The organism is Streptomyces daghestanicus (assembly GCF_020521275.1).
Lineage (GTDB): Bacteria > Actinomycetota > Actinomycetes > Streptomycetales > Streptomycetaceae > Streptomyces > Streptomyces griseoviridis.
On record NZ_BNDX01000007.1, the window covers coordinates 170,397 to 186,823 of the forward strand.

Sequence of the window (16,427 nt, forward strand, 5' to 3'; positions counted from 1 at the left end):
CGGTACGGAGGGCGGGGCGGGGCCGGGCGGTGGGCTACTCGTCCCCGGTGAACGCGGCGACCAGGTCATGGATGGTGCCGCTGTCGGGGTCGGTCCCGTGGGCGTCGGGGCCGCCGAGGGTGGCGGCGCGGGCGCTGCGCGGGAACAGGGCCGCCTCGTACGCGGTGAGCGCGGCCTCCGGGTCGCCGGGGTGCGCGGCGAGCGCCCCGCCGAGTTCGGCTCCGTCGAGCATGGCGAGGTTGGCGCCCTCGCCGTTCGGCGGCAGCAGGTGGGCGGCGTCGCCGAGCAGGGTCACCCCCGGCACCCGCTCCCACCGGTGTCCGGCCGGCAGCGCGTACAGGGGGCGCAGGACCGGAGCGGAGTCGGCGCCGGTGATCAGCTCGGTGAGTTGCGGCGCCCAGCCGTCGAACTCCTTCGCGATCCGGGCGGCGGCCGCGGCCGGGTCGGTGAAGTCGACGGCGTCGAACCAGTCGAGCGGCTCAGCCAGCCCCAGGTAGGCGTGGAGCGTGTCGTCCCGTTCCCGGTGGGCGAAGATCTCCCGGCCGGGGGCGAGCGCCATCATCGAGCCGCCGCCCACCGCGGCGGCGGCGGCCGGATGCCGCACCGGGGCGTCGAAGAGGTAGGTCTCGACGACCGACTTGCCGGTGTACTCGGGGGTGGCGTCGGAGAGCAGCGGACGGACCCGTGACCAGGCGCCGTCCGCGCCGACCAGCAGGCCGGTGACGAGGGTGGAGCCGTCGGCGAAGGTCACCTCGTGGCGGCCACCGCCGAGCGCGCGGACGCCGGCGGCCTTGCGGCCCCACCGGACGGTGCCCGCCGGGAGCGAGTCGAGGAGGATCTGCCGCAGTTCGCCGCGCTGCACCTCGGGGCGGCCCCCGGTGCCGTCGTCGGCCTTGTCGAACAGGACGGTCCCGTCGGTGTCGAGGACGCGGACGGCCTGGCGGCCGGCCAGGACCAGACCACGGAACTCCTCGGTCAGGCCGGCCGCCGCCAGGGCGGGCTGTCCGGTGTCCTCGTGGATGTCGAGCATGCCGCCCTGCGCCCGGGCGGCCGGGGAGGGCTCGGCCTCGTGGACGGTGACCGGTATGCCGTTCAGGTGCAGGACACGGGCGAGCGTGAGGCCGCCGAGCCCGGCGCCGATGATCGTGACGTCAGTGGTCATGGGAGTGCTTTCTGATCGACGGTGCATCGTCGCTGCGATGCCGGTGGCCGGTGCGCACCGGCGCCGGCCGACTCCAACGTCGTGGACTCCGTCGGCAAACCCCCGACAGATCACCGATCACGCCGACAGATCACCGATCAGGCCGACAGCGCCCCGACACGGCGGGGCGATCGGCGCGGGCAAGCCGTCGGTCAGGGGCCGGCGATCTCCCGCAGCAGGTCCATCACCGCGCGGGCGCGGGCGGTCTGGGTCATGCCGTCCACGGCGGCGATCTTGACTTCGAGCGGTGGGCCGCCGTCCCGGAGCCGGAGTTCGGCGACCTCGCCGCCGCCGTAGGTCTGGCTCGTCACCGGGCGCTGGTTGAGGACGGAGTAACCGAGGCCGCGGGCCACCAGGGAGCGGACGGTCTCGTAACTGCGGGTGCGGTAGCGGACGTCGGGGGCGGTGCCGGTGGCGGCGACCAGGGAGTGGAAGTAGTCGCGGCTGTGCGGGAGGTCGAGCAGGACCAGGGGTTCCGCGGAGAGTTCGGCGAGGTCCACGCTGTCCCGGCCGGCCAGCGGGTGACCGGCCGGGACGATGACGTAGGCCGGGGCGAGGGCGATCGTCTCGGCCCGCAGTTCCGGCTCGGCGGACAGGCCGAGGCCGTAGGTGAGGGCGAAGTCGAGGTGCCCGGCGGTCAGGGCGCGGACCAGGTCGTCGGTCTCCCCCTCCACCACGTCGATCTGGATGCCGGGGTGGCGCCGGGTGCACTCGCTGAACAGCGGGGGGAGGTAGTAGGGGGCGAGGGTGACGAAGCAGCCGACGGTGACCGGCCCGGTGAGGTTGCCGCCGTCGCCCCGGGCCTCCCGCTCGACCTCGCGGGCGCGGGCCAGCAGGTCCCGGGCCTGCTGCCGGAGCCGTTCCCCGGCCGGGGTCAGGGTCAGGCCCCGGCCCCGGCGGCGGATGAACAGCTGCACCTGGAGGTCGCGTTCCAGGTGGTAGACGGCCGTGGACACGGCGGACTGCGCGATGTGCAGTTCCTGCGACGCCTCCGTCATGGAGCCGCGTTCGGCGGCGACCAGGAAGTAGCGGAGCTGAACGAGGGTGAACCCCAGCGGTGACGTCATGCGAGACCCTTGCGCGCGGTGAACCGTGTCCGGGCCGTACCCTATGCGGCGCCGGCCCGCCGGCGGGGCCCGGCGGGTACGCCGTCGACGTCCTCGGGGCGCAGCAGCGCGCGGCCCGCGGTCTCCTTCAGGGTCAGGGCGGCGGCCAGGCCGCCCGTGGTGAACACCATCAGGTACGGGCCGGGCACCAGGGGGGAACCGGTCGCGGAGACGAGGACGGTCATCAGGTAGGGCACCGTGCCGGCGAACAGCGCCGCGGTGATGTTGTACGCCACCGACAGTCCGCTCTGCCGGGTGCGGGTGGGGAAGATCTCCGCCGACCACACCGCGTAGGTGCCGAGGATCGCCGCGAGGATCGCGCCGAGCAGCAGACCGGCGATCCAGGTCCCGGCGAGCCCGGTCCGCATCAGCAGGAAGGCGGGGGTGGACAGGACCAGCAGGGCGGTCGTCGCCGCGACGAACACCGGTTCGCGTCCCACCCGGTCGGAGAGCCGGCCGAACACGGGCACCAGGAGGGCGTCGCCGGCGTGGGTCACCACGCCGTGCACCCGTGCCGAGGCGGGAGCTGCTGGCGCAGCAGGCCGATGGCGACCTGGGCGACGGTGAAGGCGTCGGCGGCGTTGATCCCGGTCTCCGGGTAGGCGGCGGCGTGCGCGGACCTGCCGGTGCAGGAGATCCGGGAGTGGCTGACCGCGAAGGGGCGGGCCTCGGCCACGTCGACCGGCGCCGGGTGCACCATCATGGCGAGGTCGACGCCGGTGAAGGCGCCCCGGTCGAGCATCTCGATCTTGCCGCCACCGCCCTCCTCGGCGGGGGTGCCGTAGACCTCGACGGTGAGTCCGGCGCCGTCCGCGACGGCGGCGAGGCCCAGCGCGGCACCGACCGAACTCGCCGCGATGAGGTTGTGGCCGCAGGCGTGCCCGAGGCCGGGCAGCGCGTCGTACTCGGCGCACAGCGCGATCCGTACCGGGCCGCTGCCGAACCGGGCGTGGAAGGCGGTGTCCAGGCCCAGGTAGGCGGCGGTGACGTCGAATCCGGCGCGGTCCAGCAGACCGGGCACGGACGCGGCGGCCCGGTGCTCCTCCCAGGCGGTCTCCGGGTCGGCGTGCAGCCGCTCGGACAGCGCGATCAGCTCCTCGGCGTGCCGGTCGACCGCGGCCCGCGCCGCGGCTTTGAGCGCGCCGCTCACCGCGGGTCCCCGGGGACGCCGTACGAGGGTGAGCTCGCGGGGTCGAGTCCGCGCCGCGCGTAGTCGTCGTGCTGCGGCAGCCACACGCCGAGCAGGTCGCCGAGCCGGTCCACGGGGTCGTCGGCCCAGTCCACGCGCAGGTCCCGTGTCGCGTTGACTGTGCCGCCGCACGGGCCATCCCCGGGCGGCGGCTCGAACACTGTCCAACAGATGTTTCCGTTGCAGGCAATCTGTTTTTCAGATGTGGAAGGCCCGGGAGGGCGGGCGCGTCACCGCCGGCACCGCCATCACTGCGCGACCTCTGGCGTTCGGGCCGCGTCTGTGCTCCCCTGGAAACCCCACAAGATACAGAGAACCTTGAATCGTCTCTCTGTATCAAAAAGGCTCGCGGAGGAGCTAGCGGCGATGGACGGACTCAGCAGGCGCAAGATGATGACGACGGGCGGCGTCCTGGGCGCCTTCGGGGCGCTGGGCATGGCGTCGCCGGCCGGCGCCCGGTCCCTGTGGACCTGGGCGCCGAGCGGTTCGGTCGCGGGCGAGGGCGCCGGACTGGACCCGGAGTGGGTGTGGGACGAGGAGGTCGACGCGCTGGTCGCCGCCGTGATCGACCGCGGCGACGTGCCCCGGGTCAACGAGGAACTGGTCAAGTGGACCCGCAACGACCAGCCGCTGCCCGCGGGTCTGCCGGGGGACCTGCGGGAGTACATGGAGCGGGCGCGGCAACTGCCCCCGTGGGCCGACCGGAAGAAGCTGGAGACGGCCGCCGCGTTCAACGAGCGCCGCGGCATCTACCTCAACCTGCTCAACGGGGTGGGCGGCGGCATGCTGAGCACCGCCATCCCCCGGGAGGCGCGGTCGGTCTACTACTCCAAGGGCGGCGCCGACATGGAGGACCGGGTCGCCAAGACCAGCCTGCTGGGCTTCGCCGTCGGCGACCTGAACGCCTACCGGCCCGACGGGAAGGTCGTCGTGGAGGCCGTCAAGACCCGGCTGGTGCACGCCGCCGTACGCCACCTGCTGCCGCGCTCCCCCGGCTGGTCGAAGGTCAGCGGCGGCCAGACCGTCCCGATCAGCCAGGCGGACCTGCTCGTCACCTGGCACAGCCTGCCCACCTACACGATGGGCAGGCTGCGGGAGTGGAAGGTGCCGGTGCCGCCCGCGGACGCGGAGGCGTATCTGCACCTGTGGCAGGTGACCGCGCATCTGCTCGGCATCCGGGACGAGTACATCCCCGCCACCTGGGACGCGGCCGACGCCCAGTACGGTCAGGTGCTCGAACCGGTCCTCGCTCCCACCCCGGAGGGCGTCGAGCTGACCGACATCCTGCTGGGCCAGCTCGCCGAGCAGACCAGCCCCGGCGGCATCGACCGGCCGCTCGTCAACGCGCTCGCCCGGTACCTGGTGGGCGACCGGGTCGCCGACTGGGACGGCATCCCCGCCGAACCGTTCTGGGAGCGGGCGATCGCCACGGCCTGGCCGAAGCTGGTGGCCTTCCGCGAGAAGCTGATCCCGCTGCCGCTGGTGCCGCCGCTGGCCTGGACGATCGACGAGGCGGTACGGCAGTACATCCTCTTCTACCTGACCAAGGGCCGGGGCACGAGCATCACCCTCCCCGAGACCAACCGCCCTTCCTGAACCACGCCCGCACGGTACGGACAGCCACCCCACGAGGAGGAACGCGCACATGGACGGACTCAGCAGGCGCAGAATGCTGATCACCGGCGGAACACTGGGAGCGCTGGGCGCGCTGGGCGCGGCGGCCCCCGCGCAGGCCCGGCCCTGGACGTGGGCGCCGAGCGGCTCGGTGGCCGGCAAGGGCGCGGGCGTCGACCCGGACTGGGTCTGGGACGACGAGGCCGACCCGGTGCTCGCCGCCGTCATCGACCGCGGTGACGTGCCCAAGGTGAACGGCCTGCTGCGGCAGTGGACCCGCAACGACCAGCCGCTCCCGGCCGGACTCCCCGCCGATCTGCGGGACTTCATGGAACACGCCCGGCAGATGCCCGCCTGGGCCGACACCCGCAAACTGAAGGCGGCGGTCGACTTCACCAAGAAGAAGGGCATCTACACCGGCGCCCTCTACGGACTGGGCAGCGGCCTGATGAGCACCGCCATCCCCCGGGAGGCACGGGCCGTCTACTACTCCAAGGGCGGCGCGGACATGAAGGACCGCATCGCCAAGACCGCCAAACTCGGCTACGACGTCGGCGACCTGGACGCCTACCAGCCCCAGGGCACGATGATCGTGACCTGCGTGAAGACCCGGCTGGTGCACGCGGCCGTACGGCACCTGCTGCCGCAGTCGCCGGGCTGGTCGCAGACGAGCGGCGGGCAGACCATCCCGATCAGCCAGGCCGACCTGATGGTCACCTGGCACAGCCTGCCCACCTTTGTCATGCGCAAGCTGAAGGACTGGCGGGTCCCGGTCAGCACCACCGAGTCGGACGGCTTCCTGCACGTGTGGCAGGTGACCGCGCACCTGCTCGGCATCCTCGACGAGTACATACCGGCCTCCTGGGACGAGGCGAACGCCCAGTCCAAGCAGGCCCTGGACCCGGTGCTGGCCGCCACCCCCGAGGGGCAGAACCTCACCGACGTCCTGCTGGACATCGTCGCGGAGCTGGACGCGGGTCTCACCCGCCCGCTGATCAACGCCTTCTCCCGGTACACGGTCGGCGACCGGGTCGGGGACCTCATCGGGCTGGACAGGGAGCCGTTCTGGCAGCCGCTGATCAGCGCCGCCTGGCCGCTGCTGGTGGCGTTCCGGGAAGGGCTGATCCCGCTGCCGCTGATCCCGGAGGCGGCCTGGACGGTGGAGGAGGCGATCCGTAAGTTCGTGCTGCTGTTCCTCGGCGAGGCCCAGCCCATCGACCTGGAGATCCCGGACACCAACCGCCCGTCCTGACCGCACCGGACCGACCCGCTCGCACACACGCCCGGGGGCGGCGCCGACCGCCCCCGGGCCCCCGGCCGACGAGGCCGCGCACGAGAAGGAGCACCGGATGACCGACGCCGAGCCCACCAGCCCGCCGGAGCCCGCGGGGCATTCCGTCGGCAGACGGCGGTTCCTCGGGTACGTCCTGGCCGGCCCCACCCTGGTGACCGCCGCCGGACTCGCCCCGGCTCCCGCGGCACGGGCCGACGGCATCCCGTCCCCGGAGATCACCGAACTGGTCGACCTCAACGACGTGATGACCGCGGCGGCGCTGCCGACCTCCGGGCTGATCACCGTGGAGGTGGGCGAGGACGGCTCGGTCTCCTTCGCGCTGCCGCGCACCGAGGTGGGCCAGGGCATCACCACGTCGACGGCCATGCTGATCGCCGAGGAACTGGACCTCCCCGTGGACCGGGTGCGGGTCACCCTGGCCGACGCCCGGCCGGAGCTGCTGTTCAACCAGCTCACCGGCGCGTCCAACACCACCGTCTCCACCTTCGTCCCGGTCCGCGTCGCCGCCGCCGTCGCCCGGGGCCGTCTGCTGCGCGCCGCCTCCGCCGAACTGGGCGTGCCAGAGAGCGAGTTGACGCTGAAGGACGGTACCGTCACCGGTCCGGCGGGCCGGCGCGTCGGGATCGGCGCGCTGGCCGCGAAGGCCGCCGCGGTACGGACCGAGCGGGTGGCCGTCGACCTCAAGCCGCGCGAGCGGTTCACCGTCATCGGCCGGTCCCACGGCCGCGTCGACGCGCTGGCCGCCGTCACCGGGCGGAAGCGGTTCACCATGGACCTGGACGTGCCGGACGCCAAGCCGACCATGGTGTGCCGGCCGCCCACCATCAACGGCCGGGTGGGCTCGGTCGCCAACCTCGCGGAGGTGCGCGCCCTCCCCGGGGTCACCGACGTCGCGGTGATCGGCAGCGGGGTGGCGGTGCGGGCCGAGACCTTCGGGCAGTGCATCGATGCGGTGCGCGCGCTGCGGGTGTCCTGGCGGCCGGGGACCGCGGAGGGCAAGTCCGACGAGGTGGTGCTGAAGGAACTGGAGGCGGCCGAACTGCCGCTGGGCCTGCCGCCGCTCACCCCGAGCGTGGAGGCCCGGTTCACCTTCGCCTTCCGCGGCAACAGCGCGCTGGAACCCAACTGCGCCATCGCCGACGTACGCGCCGACCGGGCCGAGGTCTGGTCCAGCCTGAAGGCGCCGATCGTCGCCAAGGAGGCCATCGCCGCCAAGCTCGGGCTGCCGCTCGGCGCGGTCACCGTGCACGTCACCGAGGGCGGCGGGTCCTTCGGCCGCAAGCTCTTCTTCGACGCGGCGCTGGAGGCCGTGGAGGCGTCCCGGGCCATGGGCAAGCCGGTCAAGCTGATGTGGCACCGCGCCGACGACGCCCGCCAGGGCCGCGCCCACCCGATGGCGACCTCCCGGGTCCGCATCTCGTACCTGGGGAACACCGTCCTCGGTTACCGGCAGCGGCACACCAGTGTCGCCACCGACCTGAGCCACGGGCTCGGCGAGATCTTCACGGCCCTGGCGGCGCGGCTGCCGGTGGGGGACATCGGCTTCTCCGAGACCTTCTTCCAGCTCTCCCAGAACATGCCCTACGACTTCGGCGCCCACAGCCGGCTGCTGAGCGAGACCGACAAGGGCTTCAACACCGGCAGCATGCGCAACGTCTACTCCCCCGACGTCACCTGCGCCCGGGAACTCCTCGTCGACCGGCTGGCCGGGAAGATGGGCAAGGACCCGTACACCTTCCGGCGCGACTTCCTCAGGGACGACCGCGCCAAGGCCGTGCTGGAGAAGGCCGCCGAGACCGGGAACTGGGGCAGGGCGATGCCGGACGGCATGGCGCAGGGCATCGCCTTCCACTCCGAGTACCACTCCGTCAGCGCGGTCCTGGTCGAGATCGACTGCCGCCCGGAGACGGTCGGCCGCACCGTCCGCGACGCGGTCACCGGCCCCCGGGTGACCAAGGCCGTCGTCGCCGTCGACGTCGGCCTCACCGTCAACCCGCGCGGGCTGGAGGCCCAGATGGCGGGCTGCCTGATGGACGGCATCGCGCTGGCCCTCACCGCCGGCCTGCATCTGCGCGACGGGCACTTCCTGGAGGCCAGCTGGGACAACTACTTCTACACCCGGCAGTGGAACACCCCGCCGGAGCTGCGGGTCGTCGTCATGCCGGACAGCACCGGGGAGCCGGGCGGGGCCGGGGAGCTGGGGGTGGCGGCGTCGATGGCGGCCGTCGCCTGCGCCTACGGCCGGGCCACCGGCACCATGCCGACGCGCTTCCCCGTCAACCACGGCACGCTCTCCTTCGAGCCGAAACCGACGGTGCCGCCCGTTCCCGCCTCGCCCACCGACGGCCTGGACCACGTCCGCTGACCCGCTTGGAGCCCGCTGTGCCCGAACACACCTTCCGCCTCAACGGCGAACAGGTCACCGTCGACGTCGACGATGACGTGCGCCTGCTGTGGGTCCTGCGCGACATCCTGGGCGTGACCGGCCCCAAGTACGGCTGCGGCATCAACGTCTGCAAGGCCTGTACCAGCCACCTCAACGGCCGGGCCGTCAATCCCTGCGCGGTGCCGGTCGGCGCCCTCGGCCCGGACGACGAGATCACCACCATCGAGGGCCTCGCGGCGACCGCCGGCGCGGACCTGCACCCCATGCAGCGGGCGTGGCTCGACCAGGACGTGGCCCAGTGCGGCTACTGCCAGCCGGGCCAGATCATGGCGGCGGTGGCGCTGGTGCGCCGGGTCGCGGAGGAGGGCCGCGAGATCGGCGACGCCGACCTCGACGGCATCCGCAACATCTGCCGCTGCGGCACCTACGTCCGTATCCGGGAGGCGATCAGGGCGGGCGCGCGCGACATGATGTGACGGGGCGTCACTCCCGGACGGCACCCGGCGCGCGGAGCACCTCCTCCAGGGACTCCTCGCGCCAGCGCCGCAGCAGGTCGTGGAAGGCGACCGCGCCGTGCGGGTAGGCGGTCGGGCCGTTGGGCCGCCCGCGCCCCTCGGCGTTGTAGTAGCCGGGGGTGCACTCGGCGTGGAACCAGGCGTGGTCCGGGGCGTCCTCGGCGCACACGGCGAGCCACGCGTCCTCGGCCTCCCGGGTCGGCTCGATCACGGCGCCCCGGGCTCGGGCGGCGGCGATCAGCGCGGCGGCGTGGACGGCGTGTTCGTCCAGGACGTGGGTGTGGTTGACGCTGCTGGCGCTCTGCGTGCCGGCGAGCTGGACCAGGTTGGGGAATCCGTTGCTGGTGAAGCCGTGGAGGGTGCGCGGCCCGTGCGCGCGCCAGGCGTCCTGGAGCCGGACGCCGTCGCGGCCGGTGACGGGCAGCCGGCCCGAGTGGACGCCGGAGACGCCGACAGAGAACCCGGTGGCGAAGATCAGGCAGTCCAGCTCGTACTCGGTGCCGCCGACCACGACACCGCGCTGGGTCATCCGCTCGATGCCGTGGGTGTCGGCGGTGTCGACCAGGGTGACGTTGTCCCGGTTGAACGCCTGGAGGTACAGGTCGGAGAAGGTGGGGCGCTTGCAGGCGTACCGGTACCAGGGCTTGAGCTTCTCCGCCGTCTCCGGGTCGGTCACGACCTCCTCGACGCGGGCGCGGATCTCGTTCATCCTGGCGGCGTCCGCGATCTCGTACTCCGTCTCGAAGGCGGCCCGGTCCCCCTGGCGGCGGAAGCTCGGCAGGAGCTTCTCCAGCAGGCCCGCCGACGCCGTCCACCGGTCCGCGACCAGGTCCTCCTCGGCGCCCTCCCCGCTCGTGACGCGCAGGAAGTTGTCCCGGCGGGCGCTCGCCCAGCCCGGCCGGCCGGCGCCGACGTCGGCGGCGGTGGTGCGGCGGTTGGCACGGACGTCGACGGTGGAGGGGGTGCGCTGGAAGACGTAGAGGTGTGCGGCGTCCTCGGCGAGCACGGGGACGACCTGGACACCGGTGGCACCGGTGCCGACCACGCCGACCCGCTTGTCGGCGAGGCCGGTCAGGCCGCCGTCGGGACTGCCGCCGGTGTAGGCGTAGTCCCAGCGCGAGGTGTGGAAGGTGTGGCCCCGGAAGGTCTCGATGCCGGGGATGCCGGGGAGTTTCAGCTCGGAGAGGGTGCCGGTGGCGGTCACCACGTACGTGGCACGGAACTCGTCGCCCCGGTCGGTGCCGACGATCCAGGTCCCGTCGGTCTCGTCCCAGGTGAGGGCCGTGACCGAGGTGGAGAAGAGGGCGTCGGCGTAGAGGCCGAACTTCTCCGCGACGCGCACCGCGTGGCGGCGGATCTCCTCGCCGGGGGCGTACTTCCACTCCGGTACGTAGCCGGTCTCGTCCAGCAGCGGCAGGTACACGTGCGACTCGATGTCGCAGTGGATGCCGGGGTAGCGGTTCCAGTACCAGGTGCCGCCGAAGTCGCCGCCCGTCTCGACGACCCGGACGCGCTCCACCCCCCGCTGCCGCAGCCGCGCCCCGGCGAGGATGCCGCCGAAGCCGCCGCCGACGACCACGGCCTCCACCCGGTCGCGCACCGGGTCGCGCCCGGCCGTCTCCGTGTACGGATCGGCGGCGTAGTAGCCGAACCGGGCGTCGGCGGACAGGTACTGCCGGGTGCCGTCGGGGCGCACCCGCCGCTCCCGCTCGATCCGGTAGCGCTCCCTCAGCGCGGCCAGGGCCTCGGGGGTGAACGTCCGGGAATGCGTCATGTGGGGGGACCTCGTTCCTCTCGCATCGCCGCCAGGGAGCCGTCTCGTCCGTGAACCGGACACGAGGTCACCGGACTTGAGCAGCCATGCGCTACCGTAACAAGCACCGGACAGTGCTGTCCGGTTGAGGTGCCCGTAGCTTCCGCTTACTTTCGGACAGGAAGAGTGATGCGCATGCGACGACTGCCGATCCGGCCCCTCGCGGGGCTCGCCGCGGCCGGGGCACTGGTCCTCACCGGGTGCGGTACGCAGACCGCGGGCGCGCCCGCCGCCGGAGCGGACCGGACGATCCGCGCCCAGCAGGTCATGAAGCTGACCGAGGTGCACGAGGAGACCGGGATGACCTTGCTGGAGGGCCCGGTCTTCGACGGGAAGGGACGGCTGCTGGTCGTCGACGTCACCGCGCCCGCCGGCGAGCCCAAGGTGCTGCGCGTCGATGTCCGGAGGAAGACGGCCGAGCCGTTCCACACCGACGACCGGGGGACGTACGCCTCCGCCCAGTTCAGCCCGTACGACGGCCGGATCTACCTCACCGACTTCTCGCACGGCGAGATCGTCAGCCTGGCCGCGGACGGCACGGACCCGCGCATCTTCTTCTCCGGTGCCGTCGACGGCGCCCCGATGAACCCCGACGACCTCGCCTTCGACCAGGACGGCGACCTGTACGTCAGCGACTCACGGGGCATGTCCGAGGGCGAGTCCACCGGCCGGATCGTACGGATCGGCCGGGACGGCGAGGAGGCGGCCGTGCTCGCGGACGGGCTGGCGGCGCCGAACGGCATCTCCTTCGACGCCGACCACCGCGGCCTGTGGTTCAGCGAGCTGACCGAGAACCGCATCTCCTACCTGTCGCTGGACGGCGAGGGCGGCGTGGCCTCCCGGCACACCGCGATCCGGGTCGACGGCGGTCTCGCGCAGACCGACTCCCTCGCGGTGGACGCCGACGGCAACCTGTACCAGGCCCTGCACGGCCGGCCCGCGATGGCGGTGTACAGCAAGTACGGCGAGCGGCTGGGGACCGTGGAGGTGCCCGCCCGCGCCGCCGAGGGGCTCCGGTCGGCCACCAACGTGGCCATCTCCCCCGGCGGGACCCGGGCGTACCTGACCGTCAGCGGCCCCGCCGGCGGCTACCTGTACTCCTTCGAGGCGCTGGCCGAGGGAACCCGGCAGTCCAACGGCGGGTGAGCGCTCACTCCCCGAAGGGCCGCACCGGTCCGACCTCGACGCCGAGCAGCCGCCATGCCGCCAGCGCCCGGCGTTCGCGCTCCTCGCGGGTGGGGCCGGTGACGGCACCGGAGACCATCGCGACGGCGAGCATCAGGTCGCCGGGCCGCCCGGCCAGCGGATGGCCGTCCGGCAGCAGCCCGCGCAGGGCGCCGCCGACCCGCTCGGACAGGCCGGAGGCGTAGGCCGGGACCCGCTGGTGGCCGACCGCGCCGTCGGTGTGCAGGATGCCGACGAACGCGGCCGACTCCGTCTGGTGCCAGGTGAGGACACCGAGGACGCCGGCGAGGTCCGCGCCGTCCGCCGCCGCGGCCTGTTCGATCTGCCGGACGTTCTCGTCCAGGACGGCGAGTGCCACGGCGGCCCGGTCCGGGAAGTGCCGGTACAGCACGCCCTGGCCGACCCCGGCCCGCCGGGCGATGGCGGACAGCGGGGCGTCCAGGCCCTGCTCGGCGTAGATCTCCCGGGCGGCGGCGATCAGGGCGGTCCGGTTGCGGGCGGCGGCCCGCGGGCCGTCGTTGGCGGGCCGCCGTTCGTCGGAGACGGGGGGTCGCTGCGTCATCCGGGGAGGATATCCGGCCACCCGCCGCGATCGGCCCGTCAGGTCGGCCGGCCCGTACGGGGTTCCCGTACGGGCCGGCCGCGCGGGGGCCCGCCGTGCGGGCTCAGGCGGCGGGCAGCGCGGCGATCAGCGCCTTGAGCTCGTCGAGTTCCGCCGGGGTCAGGTCGGTCAGCGGCGGGCGCACCGGGCCGGCGCCGTGCCCGGTGGCGGTCAGGCCGGCCTTGACGATGCTGACCGCGTACCCGGCCCGCCGGTTGCGGATCTCGGTGTACGGCAGCACGAAGTCGGACAGCATCCGGGTCACGTCGGCCTGCCGCAGTTCGCGGACCGCCCGGTAGAAGGTGAGGGCGAACTCGGGCAGGAAGTTGAAGATGGCGGACGAGTAGGTGGTCACGCCGAGCTGGAGGTAGGGCAGGGCGTACGTCTCCGCCGTGGGCAGCCCGCCGATGTAGGTGAGGCGGTCGCCGAGCCGGGCGTGGATGCGGGTGACGGTGTCGATGTCGCCGACGCCGTCCTTGTAGCCGATGAGGTTGGGGCAGTTCTCGGCGAGGCGGGCGACGGTGCCGGCCTGGTAGACGGCGTTGGCCCGGCTGTAGATCACGACACCGAGGGACGTGGCCCGGCAGACCGCCTCGACATGGCGGGCCAGGCCCTCCTGGCTCGCCTCGGTGAGGTAGGGCGGGAAGAGCAGGATGCCGTCGGCGCCCGCGCGCTCGGCGGCGGTCGCGAACTCCACGGCGGTGGCGGTGCCGTAGCCGGCCGGGGCCAGGATCGGCGTGCCCTCGGGGGCGCTGCCCGCGGCGGCCGTCACGACGCGCTCGACCTCGGCGGGGGTGAGGGAGAAGAACTCGCCGGTGCCGCCCGCGGCGAACAGGCCGCCGACGTCGTACGCGGCGAGGCGGACGATGTGCTCGCGGTAGGCGTCCTCGTCGAAGGAGAGGTCGTCGCGGAAGTGGGTGACGGGGAAGGACAGCAGCCCGGAGCCGATGCGGCGGCCCAGCTCTGCCGGGGTGAAGGACGACGTCATGGGAGTGCTCCTGGAGTGCGGGTCGGGTGGTGGTGGCGCGGGTTCGGGTGCGGCCGGCGCGGGGCCGGCCGGGCCGCCCCGCCGGGTGCGGGCCGGTGCGGGCGGCGCGGCTGTCCGGGATCGGCACCGCCCGCACCGGGGTCGCGGGGGCCGGCCGGGCCCGGCCGGGGCGGGCGGTTCAGGGCCGGGTGCCGCTCTCGTGCGTGGCGACCGTCCAGGCGCGGGCCCGGTCGCTGAGGGTGAAGCCGAGTCCGGGGCGGGTGGGCAGCAGCATGCGGCCGTCGCGGATCTCCTGGCGCTCGTTGAACAGCGGCTCCAGCCAGTCGAAGTGCTCCACCCAGGGCTCGATCGGGTAGGCCGCCGCCAGATGGAGGTGGATCTCCATGGCGAAGTGCGGGGCGAGCGGCAGGTGGTGGTGTTCGGCGAGGGCCGCGAGCTTGAGGAACGGGGTGATGCCGCCGATGCGCGGCGCGTCGGGCTGGACGACGTCGCAGGCGCCGTGCCGGATCAGCTCCATGTGCTCGGCGACGGAGGCCAGCATCTCGCCGGTGGCGATCGGGGTGTCGAGGGAGGCGGCGAGCGCGGCGTGGCCCTGGGCGTCGTAGGCGTCGAGGGGTTCCTCGATCCAGACGAGGTCGAACTCCTCCATGGCGCGGCCGAGGCGCTGGGCGGTGCGCCGGTCCCACTGCTGGTTGGCGTCGACCATCAGCGGCACGTCGTCGCCGATGTGCTCGCGGACCGCCGTGAGCCGGGCCAGGTCGGCCTTGCCGTCCGGGTGGCCGACCTTGATCTTGATGCCGCCGATGCCGGCGTCCAGGGAGGCGGTCGCGTTCTCGAGGACCTGCTCGGTGGGGGTGTGCAGGAAGCCGCCGGAGGTGTTGTAGCAGCGCACCGAGTCGCGATGGGCGCCGAGCAGTTTGGCGAGCGGCAGCCCGGCCCGCTTGGCCTTCAGGTCCCACAGGGCGATGTCGAAGGCGGCGATCGCCTGGGTGGCCAGACCGCTGCGGCCCACGGAGGCCCCGGCCCAGACCAGCTTGGTCCAGATCCGGCCGATGTCGCTGGGGTCCTCGCCGATCAGGTCGTCGGCGATCTCCCGGGCGTGGGCGAACTGGCCCGGTCCGCCGGCCCGCTTGGAGTAGCTGAAGCCGATGCCCTCGTGGCCCTGTTCGGTGGCCAGCTCCACGAAGAGCAGCGCCACCTCCGTCATCGGCTTCTGCCGGCCGGTGAGGACCTTGGCGTCGCTGATGGGGGTGGCCAGCGGAAGCGTCACCGAGGACAGCCGCAGCCAGGCGATCCGGTCGGGTGCGGTCGCGTCGGCGGGCTGTGCCGCGGGCGGGACGGTGTGCGTCATGGTCACCACTTCGATTCCCTCGGGTAGTGCGGGCGGTGCGCGGCCCGTCGCCGCCCCGCGGCGGTGCGGCGGGTGACCGCGGCGACGGCGGTGGCGGGCGGGGCCGGACGGGCGGGGCCGGGCGGTCGTCCCGGACCGGGACGACCGCCGTCCGTCTGTCGACAAGTGACGGTACGGTCGCCAATGATTCACGTCCAACATACTTTTTGGATACCGCGATACCCGGAGAGCATCAGTGTTCACTCTTGCCCAGCTGACGAGCTTCGTGACCGTCGCCGAGGAACTGCACTTCACCCGGGCCGCGGAGCGGCTGAACATGACCCAGCCGCCGCTGAGCCGGCAGATCCAGCTGCTGGAGAACGAGCTGGGCGTGCAGCTGCTGGACCGGACCAACCGCTCGGTGCGGCTCACCCCCGCCGGACGGGCCTTCCTGGTCGAGGCCCGCCGCATCCTGCGCCAGTCCGAGCACGCCGCGCTCGCGGTGCGCCGGGTCTCCACCGGCGAGGCGGGGGCGCTCTCCGTCGGTTTCACCGCCGCCAGCGCCTACTCGGCCCTCGGCGACCTCCTCCAGACGGCGCGGGCGGCGCTGCCGGGCGTGGAGATCCTCCTCCAGGAACTCGTCACCCGCGACCAGCTCAAGGCCCTCGGCCAGGGTTCGCTCGACCTCGGCCTGATCCGGCCCTCGGCCACCGGTCCGGACCTGGCCTGCCGGCCCATCGTGCGCGAGGGGCTGCTGGCCGCGCTGCCCGCCCGGCACCCGCTGGCCGAGGTGAGCGGGCCGGTGCGGATCGAGGACCTGGACGGCCAGGACTTCCTGATGTACTCGCCGATCGAGGCCCGTTACTTCTACGAGCTGCTGATCAGCGTCTTCCGGGCGGCACAGGTCCGGCCCGTGTACACCCAGTACCTGACGCAGGTGCACACCATCCTGAACCTGGTGAACGGCGGCTGGGGCATCGCCCTCGTCCCCGAGGCCGCCGCGCAGACGCGGTACGGGGGGATCGTCTTCCGGCAGGTGACGCTGCCCGATCCGCGGCCGGTCGAGCTGGATCTCGTATGGCGGCGCGGCAACGACAACCCCGCGCTGGAGGCGCTGCTGCGGCGTCTGTGACGCGTTCCGGACACATCGGCGTCATGGCCTCGTCATACAAGGAAGGTATGGCACGCAACAAAATTCGACATAG

General features: G+C 73.3%; 14 protein-coding genes and 1 pseudogene. 6 read left to right on the plus strand and 9 right to left on the minus strand.

What is annotated here, in order from left to right; translation table 11 throughout:
- Positions 1-34: 34 nt before the first annotated feature.
- The 5 genes and pseudogenes from Sdagh_RS08085 to Sdagh_RS08105 all read right to left on the minus strand — a co-directional run bounded on the left by Sdagh_RS08085 (position 35) and on the right by Sdagh_RS08105 (position 3,591).
- Complete coding sequence (locus tag Sdagh_RS08085; protein ID WP_190010314.1) at positions 35-1,162, minus strand: FAD-dependent oxidoreductase; 1,128 nt, start codon at positions 1,160-1,162, stop codon at positions 35-37.
- Between the two features lie 191 nt (positions 1,163-1,353).
- A complete protein-coding gene (locus Sdagh_RS08090; protein ID WP_189419333.1) occupies positions 1,354-2,268 on the minus strand; it encodes a LysR family transcriptional regulator in 915 nt (304 codons plus the stop codon).
- A 41-nt stretch (positions 2,269-2,309) separates the two neighbouring features.
- Entirely contained in the window at positions 2,310-2,807 is a 498-nt protein-coding gene (locus tag Sdagh_RS08095; RefSeq protein ID WP_226534931.1) for an MFS transporter, read from the minus strand.
- Positions 2,784-3,457, minus strand: a pseudogene (locus Sdagh_RS08100) (M20/M25/M40 family metallo-hydrolase); the annotation flags it as partial. The gene Sdagh_RS08095 and the pseudogene Sdagh_RS08100, both read right to left, overlap by 24 nt.
- Complete coding sequence (locus Sdagh_RS08105; protein WP_226534845.1) at positions 3,454-3,591, minus strand: hypothetical protein; 138 nt, start codon at positions 3,589-3,591, stop codon at positions 3,454-3,456. The pseudogene Sdagh_RS08100 and the gene Sdagh_RS08105, both read right to left, overlap by 4 nt.
- Before the next feature lie 271 nt (positions 3,592-3,862).
- Between Sdagh_RS08105 and Sdagh_RS08110 the strand changes: the two genes are divergently transcribed.
- The 4 genes from Sdagh_RS08110 (at position 3,863) to Sdagh_RS08125 (ending at position 9,266) form a co-directional block, all read left to right on the plus strand.
- Complete coding sequence (locus Sdagh_RS08110) at positions 3,863-5,092, plus strand: oxygenase MpaB family protein (protein WP_189419327.1); 1,230 nt, start codon at positions 3,863-3,865, stop codon at positions 5,090-5,092.
- 49 nt (positions 5,093-5,141) lie between these two features.
- Positions 5,142-6,362 (plus strand): oxygenase MpaB family protein, encoded by a 1,221-nt coding sequence (locus Sdagh_RS08115; RefSeq protein ID WP_189419326.1) that lies wholly within the window; start codon positions 5,142-5,144, stop codon positions 6,360-6,362.
- A 97-nt stretch (positions 6,363-6,459) separates the two neighbouring features.
- Positions 6,460-8,769 (plus strand): molybdopterin cofactor-binding domain-containing protein, encoded by a 2,310-nt coding sequence (locus tag Sdagh_RS08120; RefSeq protein ID WP_189419325.1) that lies wholly within the window; start codon positions 6,460-6,462, stop codon positions 8,767-8,769.
- A 17-nt stretch (positions 8,770-8,786) separates the two neighbouring features.
- Positions 8,787-9,266, plus strand: coding sequence for a (2Fe-2S)-binding protein (locus Sdagh_RS08125; protein ID WP_189419324.1), 480 nt, complete (start codon positions 8,787-8,789; stop codon positions 9,264-9,266).
- A gap of 7 nt (positions 9,267-9,273) precedes the next feature.
- Here Sdagh_RS08125 and Sdagh_RS08130 read toward each other — a convergent pair whose 3' ends face one another.
- A complete protein-coding gene (locus Sdagh_RS08130; RefSeq protein WP_190076809.1) occupies positions 9,274-11,079 on the minus strand; it encodes a flavin-containing monooxygenase in 1,806 nt (601 codons plus the stop codon).
- A 174-nt stretch (positions 11,080-11,253) separates the two neighbouring features.
- On the opposite strand from Sdagh_RS08130, the gene Sdagh_RS08135 reads away from it, so the two are divergent.
- Complete coding sequence (locus tag Sdagh_RS08135) at positions 11,254-12,264, plus strand: SMP-30/gluconolactonase/LRE family protein (protein ID WP_190076808.1); 1,011 nt, start codon at positions 11,254-11,256, stop codon at positions 12,262-12,264.
- Between the two features lie 4 nt (positions 12,265-12,268).
- Here Sdagh_RS08135 and Sdagh_RS08140 read toward each other — a convergent pair whose 3' ends face one another.
- From Sdagh_RS08140 to Sdagh_RS08150, 3 genes are all read right to left on the minus strand, one after another.
- Positions 12,269-12,865 carry a TetR family transcriptional regulator gene (locus Sdagh_RS08140; RefSeq protein ID WP_190076807.1) on the minus strand — a complete coding sequence of 199 codons (597 nt, stop codon included), beginning with the start codon at positions 12,863-12,865 and terminating at the stop codon, positions 12,269-12,271.
- Between the two features lie 103 nt (positions 12,866-12,968).
- Positions 12,969-13,892, minus strand: coding sequence for a 5-dehydro-4-deoxyglucarate dehydratase (kdgD, locus tag Sdagh_RS08145; RefSeq protein WP_189419320.1), 924 nt, complete (start codon positions 13,890-13,892; stop codon positions 12,969-12,971).
- 178 nt (positions 13,893-14,070) lie between these two features.
- Positions 14,071-15,243, minus strand: a complete 1,173-nt coding sequence (locus Sdagh_RS08150) for an L-talarate/galactarate dehydratase (protein WP_190076866.1) — start codon at positions 15,241-15,243, stop codon at positions 14,071-14,073.
- Positions 15,244-15,478: 235 nt separating this feature from the next.
- On the opposite strand from Sdagh_RS08150, the gene Sdagh_RS08155 reads away from it, so the two are divergent.
- Positions 15,479-16,354, plus strand: coding sequence for a LysR substrate-binding domain-containing protein (locus tag Sdagh_RS08155; RefSeq protein WP_190010309.1), 876 nt, complete (start codon positions 15,479-15,481; stop codon positions 16,352-16,354).
- The last annotated feature ends 73 nt before the right edge of the window (positions 16,355-16,427 follow it).

Bases quoted from the DNA above. Each gene is read 5' to 3' on its own strand.
- Sdagh_RS08085 (WP_190010314.1), bottom strand. From the start codon at position 1,162: ATGACCACTGACGTCACGATCATCGGCGCCGGGCTCGGCGGCCTCACG.
- Sdagh_RS08090 (WP_189419333.1), bottom strand. From the start codon at position 2,268: ATGACGTCACCGCTGGGGTTCACCCTCGTTCAGCTCCGCTACTTCCTG.
- Sdagh_RS08110 (WP_189419327.1), top strand. From the start codon at position 3,863: ATGGACGGACTCAGCAGGCGCAAGATGATGACGACGGGCGGCGTCCTG.
- Sdagh_RS08115 (WP_189419326.1), top strand. From the start codon at position 5,142: ATGGACGGACTCAGCAGGCGCAGAATGCTGATCACCGGCGGAACACTG.
- Sdagh_RS08120 (WP_189419325.1), top strand. From the start codon at position 6,460: ATGACCGACGCCGAGCCCACCAGCCCGCCGGAGCCCGCGGGGCATTCC.
- Sdagh_RS08130 (WP_190076809.1), bottom strand. From the start codon at position 11,079: ATGACGCATTCCCGGACGTTCACCCCCGAGGCCCTGGCCGCGCTGAGG.
- Sdagh_RS08135 (WP_190076808.1), top strand. From the start codon at position 11,254: ATGCGACGACTGCCGATCCGGCCCCTCGCGGGGCTCGCCGCGGCCGGG.
- Sdagh_RS08140 (WP_190076807.1), bottom strand. From the start codon at position 12,865: ATGACGCAGCGACCCCCCGTCTCCGACGAACGGCGGCCCGCCAACGAC.
- kdgD (WP_189419320.1), bottom strand. From the start codon at position 13,892: ATGACGTCGTCCTTCACCCCGGCAGAGCTGGGCCGCCGCATCGGCTCC.
- Sdagh_RS08150 (WP_190076866.1), bottom strand. From the start codon at position 15,243: ATGACGCACACCGTCCCGCCCGCGGCACAGCCCGCCGACGCGACCGCA.